The organism is Mesorhizobium sp. M8A.F.Ca.ET.181.01.1.1, assembly GCF_004792025.1.
Classification (GTDB): domain Bacteria; phylum Pseudomonadota; class Alphaproteobacteria; order Rhizobiales; family Rhizobiaceae; genus Mesorhizobium.
This window is the reverse complement of record NZ_SRTV01000017.1, coordinates 37,711-43,710: the sequence shown is the minus strand read 5'-3', so window position 1 is coordinate 43,710 and position 6,000 is coordinate 37,711. Positions and strand designations below refer to the sequence as shown.

Annotated in this window: 4 protein-coding genes; all 4 read right to left on the bottom strand. The window is 63.4% G+C overall.

Features of this window, described 5'->3' with window-relative positions:
- Positions 1-326 precede the first annotated feature (326 nt).
- A complete protein-coding gene (locus EN824_RS32110) occupies positions 327-1,796 on the bottom strand; it encodes a UdgX family uracil-DNA binding protein (RefSeq protein WP_135933090.1) in 1,470 nt (489 codons plus the stop codon).
- 2 nt (positions 1,797-1,798) lie between these two features.
- On the bottom strand, positions 1,799-3,034 hold the full coding sequence (locus EN824_RS32105; RefSeq protein ID WP_135933089.1) for a putative DNA modification/repair radical SAM protein: 1,236 nt from the start codon (positions 3,032-3,034) through the stop codon (positions 1,799-1,801).
- An 87-nt stretch (positions 3,035-3,121) separates the two neighbouring features.
- Positions 3,122-4,507, bottom strand: coding sequence for a glutamine synthetase family protein (locus EN824_RS32100; protein WP_135933088.1), 1,386 nt, complete (start codon positions 4,505-4,507; stop codon positions 3,122-3,124).
- A 32-nt stretch (positions 4,508-4,539) separates the two neighbouring features.
- Positions 4,540-5,919, bottom strand: coding sequence for an aspartate aminotransferase family protein (locus tag EN824_RS32095; RefSeq protein ID WP_135933087.1), 1,380 nt, complete (start codon positions 5,917-5,919; stop codon positions 4,540-4,542).
- Between the last annotated feature and the right edge of the window lie 81 nt (positions 5,920-6,000).

The following is a 6,000-nucleotide window of genomic DNA, read 5'->3' as shown; positions in this document are numbered from 1 at the left end:
AACAAACCGTAGCCGCTCGTCCATGATCCCAGTTTCTCGCCAAACCATCGCCGGTCCTCCCGGCGGACAAGAAAACTGTCACCCATGCTATCGGTCCATTCTGTTACCTATCTATCCGGTTCGGACACCGGCACCTTCTCCCCGTATAGTGACGGGGAGAAGGAAGCTAACTGCGTCTTGGAGCTTTTTCTTGCAACGATGGTGATTGACGAAAGCGCAGGGCACAGCCCCTTTCTCCCCGTCACTACACGGGGAGAAATGTCCGGCAGGACAATGAGGGGCGGCGCCAACCGCTCGATCCTTATCCAGCGCTCGGACCTGATGGATCAAGTCGACATAAGCTTCCTCACCTGCTTCATATCCTGCAAAAACCGCTCGCGTTCGGCTTCTTTATCCGCGTGATCCCGGATGCGCAGGATGAAGGAGGGGTGGATGGTGATGAAGACGCGCAACCCGTCCTCGCGTTCGACCACCTGGCCGCGCATCTTGGTCACCGGGATCGCCTTGCCAAGCAGGGACAGCGCCGCCGTCGCGCCGAGCGCCACCGCAAGCTCCGGCTTGACCAGCTCGAATTCCCTGTCGATCCACCAGCGGCAGGCCTGAACCTCGCCGGCATTCGGCTTGGAATGGATGCGGCGTTTGCCCCGTGGCTCGAATTTGAAGTGCTTGACCGCGTTGGTGACATAGACCTCCAGGCGGTCGACACCGGCATCGTCCAAGATCGCATCGAACACCTTGCCCGCGGGGCCGACAAAAGGTTTGCCGGCGAGATCCTCCTGGTCGCCAGGCTGTTCGCCGACGAAGATCACCTTGGCATTGTCAGGTCCTTCGCCGAATACGGTCTGCGTCGCATCGCGCCAAAGCGGACAGCGGCGGCAGCCCTTCGCGGCTTCGCGCAACTCGGAAATCGTGTGCGCGGCATCGCCGTCAGGCGTTTCGGCTGGCTGATGCTTCGGCCAGTGCCTCGCCTGCACCTTGGCGTGGTGCGGCGCGGGCGTTGTCGGCATTCTGGCAATCATATCCTTGGCGGCCTTGTCCGCTCCCGCGATCAAGTCAGGAATGAGCGGGGCCTCGGGAAGGTTCCGCCAATATTTCTTCGGCATCTCCTTCTGCATGGCCTTCACCTTCAGCCGCGCCGGATTGAAGATGTTCGCGAAATAGGTCCGCCACAGCGCTTCGGTGTCGTCCTGGTCAGGGGCATCGGTCTTGGCCGCGCCCGGTCCGATCGCCAGTCTTTCACCATTCCAGTCGGCGGAGGCGCAAGGCGTCAGGATCGTCCAGCGCATGCCGGTAAAACGCCGGACGAAGAAATCCGCATTGCGCTCGACGATGAAATGTTCGGGCTCGAACCAGGCGACATAGCGTTCATCCTCGCCATCGCCGATCTTCCGGAAGCGCACGAAGGCATGCATCTTGTGGCTGTCGCGCCGCACGGCCTTTTCCATCGCCTCAAGCCGCCTGGTATCGGGATCCGATGCGATCGCCAGCAACTTGGGTTCCGTGCGCAGCCGCCACAACAGCCGGTAGAGAAAACCGAAACGGCCGGGGTCGCAATGGCAGAAGGCGGTTTCAGCGTGCTCGACAAAGTCGCGCGGCACAGCGAGCTGCGCGCCCTGGGGCACGTCAGGCAAATCGCTTTGCGGCCGGTCTGAACCGGCTGCGACACGCCAGCCGATATCCTCGGGTCTGACCTCATTCAGCGCCAGCCGTCGAGCCGCGTCGCGCCAGCCGGCGAAATCGGTCTGGCTTTCAAGCCAAACTGTGTAGCGGGCGAGGTCGAGCTCCGCTGGCAGCATGGTCAAAACAGCGCCAGTTGTTCGCAGGATTGCTCGATCTTGCCGCGCAGGCCGGCCTTGTCGGTCAGCGCACCTGGCGACCAGCCTTCGGCGATGATGAAGGGCCGTAGCTTGGCGATCGAATGGCAGAGCCTGCCGACATCCTCGAGCCGCAGCCGCCGGTGGCGGCGGGTTTCCAGAATCTTCGCCACCACCTTGGTTCCCAGGCCGGGCACGCGCAGCAACGCTTCGCGGTCGGCGCGGTTGACGTCGACGGGGAAGCGTCCCCGGTTGCGCAGCGCCCAGGCAAGCTTCGGGTCGATGGCGAGATCGAGCATGCCGTCGCTGCTGCCGGCCAGGATTTCCGGTTGAGAAAATCCGTAGAAGCGCATCAGCCAGTCGGCCTGGTAGAGCCGGTGTTCACGCATCAGCGGCGGCTTCTGCAACGGCAGCGAAGACGAGGCATCGGGGATCGGACTGAAGGCCGAATAATAGACGCGCCGCAGGTGGTAACTGCCATAAAGCCGGGCGCTGGTGTGCAGGATGCCGTCGTCGGAGGTCTTGTCCGCGCCGATGATCATCTGCGTCGACTGGCCGCCCGGCGCGAAGCGTTCGCGCTTTTTGGTCCGCAGCGTCGGCTCGGCCTTCTCCTCCATCTTCCGGCGCAGGTTGGCCATCGAGAGCCGGATTGTCTCCGGCCTCTTTTCCGGCGCCAGCTTCTTCACACCCTCGTCAGTGGGCAATTCGATATTGATCGACAAGCGGTCGGCATAAAGCCCGGCCTTCTCCACCAGGTCCGCCGAACTCTCGGGGATGGTTTTGAGATGAATATAACCGGAGAATTTTTCCTCCAGCCGCAGCCTCCGCGCCACCTCGACCATTTCCCCCATGGTTTCATCAGGCGAGCGGATGACGCCCGAGGACAGGAAAAGGCCTTCGATATAATTGCGCCGGTAGAAATCCATGGTCAGCTTCACCACCTCGTCGATGCCGAAGCGGGCGCGCCGGACATTCGACGACGAGCGGTTGATGCAATAGCTGCAGTCGTAGATGCAGAAATTGGTCAGCAGGATTTTCAGCAGCGAAATGCAGCGGCCGTCCGGCGCGTAGGAATGGCAGATGCCCATGCCTTCGGTGGAGCCGACGCCGCCGGACTTCAGCGAATCCTTTTTTGCGGAGCCCGATGAGGCGCAGGAGGCATCGTACTTGGCGGCGTCGGACAGGATTGCCAGTTTTTCACGGATGGTGAGAACACTCATTTGTTCATGATATGTTCTGATCAATCATCACGCCATCTCATTTGATGGTGACGGCGAAAAAGTGATCGCCGCCGGGTCGCCCAGCCGTCAGACTTCGTGCAGGTAGAGGTGATAGTCCAGTTCACTGACCGTGCGGGCCACGCGCAGGTATTCGGACTGCTTGATCGCAACGAAGGTGCGGTGCAGGTCCTCGCCGAGCGCGCCCTTCAGGAAACTGGACGCCCTGGCCGCTTCGATTGCCGCGCGCCAATCGGCTGGCATCGTCGTACGGGTGACGGCAGCCTCATAGCCATTGCCGGTCGTTTCGGGGCCCGGATCGAGCCCTTCGTCGAGGCCTTTGACGATGCCGGCGAGCACCGTCGCGGCGATCAGATAGGGATTGGCGTCGACGCCGGACGGCCGGTGCTCGATGCGCCGGTTTTTCGCATCGCCCGCCGGCACGCGCAGCGCCACCGAGCGGTTGTTGACGCCCCAGGTCGGCGCGACCGGTGCGTAGGATTGCGAGACGAAACGGCGCCAGGAATTGGCGTGCGGCGCAAACACGAGCATCGATTCGGCCATGGTCTGGATCAGCCCGCCGAGGCCACGCAGCAGCGGCAGCGACCAGTTCTCGCCGGCCGCTTCCGAAAAGACGTTTCGGCCATCCTTGTCCTGCAGCGACACGTGGAAATGCATGCCGGAGCCGGCATATTTCTCGATCGGCTTGGCCATGAAGCAGGCGGTGACGCCGTGGCGGCGCGCCTGCGCCCGCACCAGCCGCTTCAGCATGACCAGATCGTCGGCCGCCCGCATCACATCCTTGCGGTAGTTCAGCGTCAATTCGTATTGACCAGGCGCATATTCGGAAATCACCGTCTCGGCCGGAATGCCTTGCGCCTTGGCGGCGGCGTAGATGTCGGAGAACAGTGGCTCCATGCCGTGCAGATGGTCGACGGAATAGACCTCGGTCTTGCCCGAGACGCGGCCATCGAGCACCGCGCGCGCCGGCTGCACCTTGCCATCGGCATCACGCTCATTGGCCAGCAGAAAAAACTCGAGTTCGAAGGCGCCGGCCGGATGGAGGCCCTTGGCAGCCAGTATGTCGACCTGCCGGGCGAGCGCCAGCCGCGGGTCCGACGACATTGGCTGGCCGTCGAGATGATACATCGCCATCAGCACCTGGCCGCGCGGCGGGTTCGTACCGTAAAGCGGCACCAGCGTGCCGGGAATCGGCCAGGCCCGGAGATCGCCGTCGCCGCTGTCCCAGATCAGCCCGGTTTCGTGCACATCCTCGCCGGTGATGTCGAGGCCGAGGATGGAGATCGGCATATGCCGGCCGCCTTCGAAAATGCTTTTCAGCTCATGCCGGCGCACGATCTTGCCGCGCCCGACGCCATTGGCGTCGGTCAGCACGATATCGAAGGCCTCGATCTCGGGATGGGCGTCGAGGAAGGCTTGCGCCTCGGTGGGCGTCGAGCCCGAAGGTGAAGTCATGATGGAACTCGGGTTGGCTTGAGGGGCTTGTCTCATGCCGCAAGCTTTGCCGCAACCGCGCCAAAGGCGCTGATCAGCCGGTTGACCTGGGCACCTGACGTCGCCGGCGAGATCAGCATCATGTTGTGGAAGGGTGCGATCAGCACGCCGCGATTGACCAGCGCGACATGGATGGCGGCTTCGAGTTCCGGCGCATGCGCACCCTCCGCCTCGGCGCCATTGCGCAGCGGACCGGGCGCGCAGATGAACTCGACACGGGCCCCGACACGGGCGACATGCCAGGGCAGGCGGTAACGGTCGATCACGCCGGTCAGCCCGGCATCGAGCCGGCGCGCCAGATGATCCATGCGGTCGTAATTCTCCTGCGTCATCACCTCCTCGAGCGTGGCGCGCATGGCGGCGAACTGCAGCGGGTTGGCCGACAGCGTCGTGCCCATGCCGGAATAGCCAGGCTCTTTCGTCCTGTTGTAGTCGGCATAGCGCGAAGCGACTTCATCGCTCATGCCCCAGACGCTCGCCGGCACGCCGCCGGCAATCGGCTTGCCCAGAACGAACAAGTCCGGCTCCAGCCCATATTTCCTGGTGTAACCGCCCGGGCCGGTCGAGATCGTATGCGTCTCGTCGATCAAAAGCAGCGTGCCGGCAGCACGGGTCAACTGTCGCAGCGCCTCGTGGTAGCCGGGATCGGCAAGCACCATGCAGGAATTGGTCAGCACCGGTTCGGCGATGACGCAAGCGACATCCCTGTCGTTGAGCGCGGCTTCCAGTGCGGCGACATCGTTGAACTCGATGACCTTGGCCGTGCGGGTCAGGTCGCGGAATTCGCCCGCCAGTCCTGGCCGGTTGACCTGGATACCGTCGATCAGCCGCACCATCGTCTCGTCCACCGAGCCGTGATAGCAGCCATTGAAGACCAGGATTTTCTCTCGTCCAGTGATGGCGCGGGCGACGCGCAGCGCGAAGCGGTTGGCGTCGGTCGCCGTCGTCGCGATCTGCCAGAACGGCAGGCCGAAGCGCTGCTGCAGCAGCGGTCCGATGGCCAGCGCATCTTCGGATGGCAGCATATAGGTCAGGCCGCGCCCGGCCTGGCGGCGAATGGCGCGTGCCACTGCCAGCGGCGAGTGGCCGAACATCGAGCCGGTGTCGCCGAGGCAGAAATCGTCGAGCCTGTTGCCGTCCACGTCGGTGATCGTGGCGCCCCTGGCGCTGTCCACCAGGATCGGAAACGGCGTCGGCCAGTCATTCATCCAGTGCATTGGCACGCCGCCGAAGAAGCCGGGCAGGCCGTTGCCGACCTTGGCCTGCGATTTCGGCCGCGCCTTGCGGAAGGCAGCCCCTTCCGTCTCACGCAAGTGCGCGATGCGGTCGCGGCTGATGCCGCCGATGGTCTTTGAACTATCGCTGCTGTGCATGAAAACCCCTCTGGCTCATTCCTCTTAGCCAATCCACCTCCGCAACGGCAATTGGCCGTGCGTCTGTTCTGCATTGGCTCA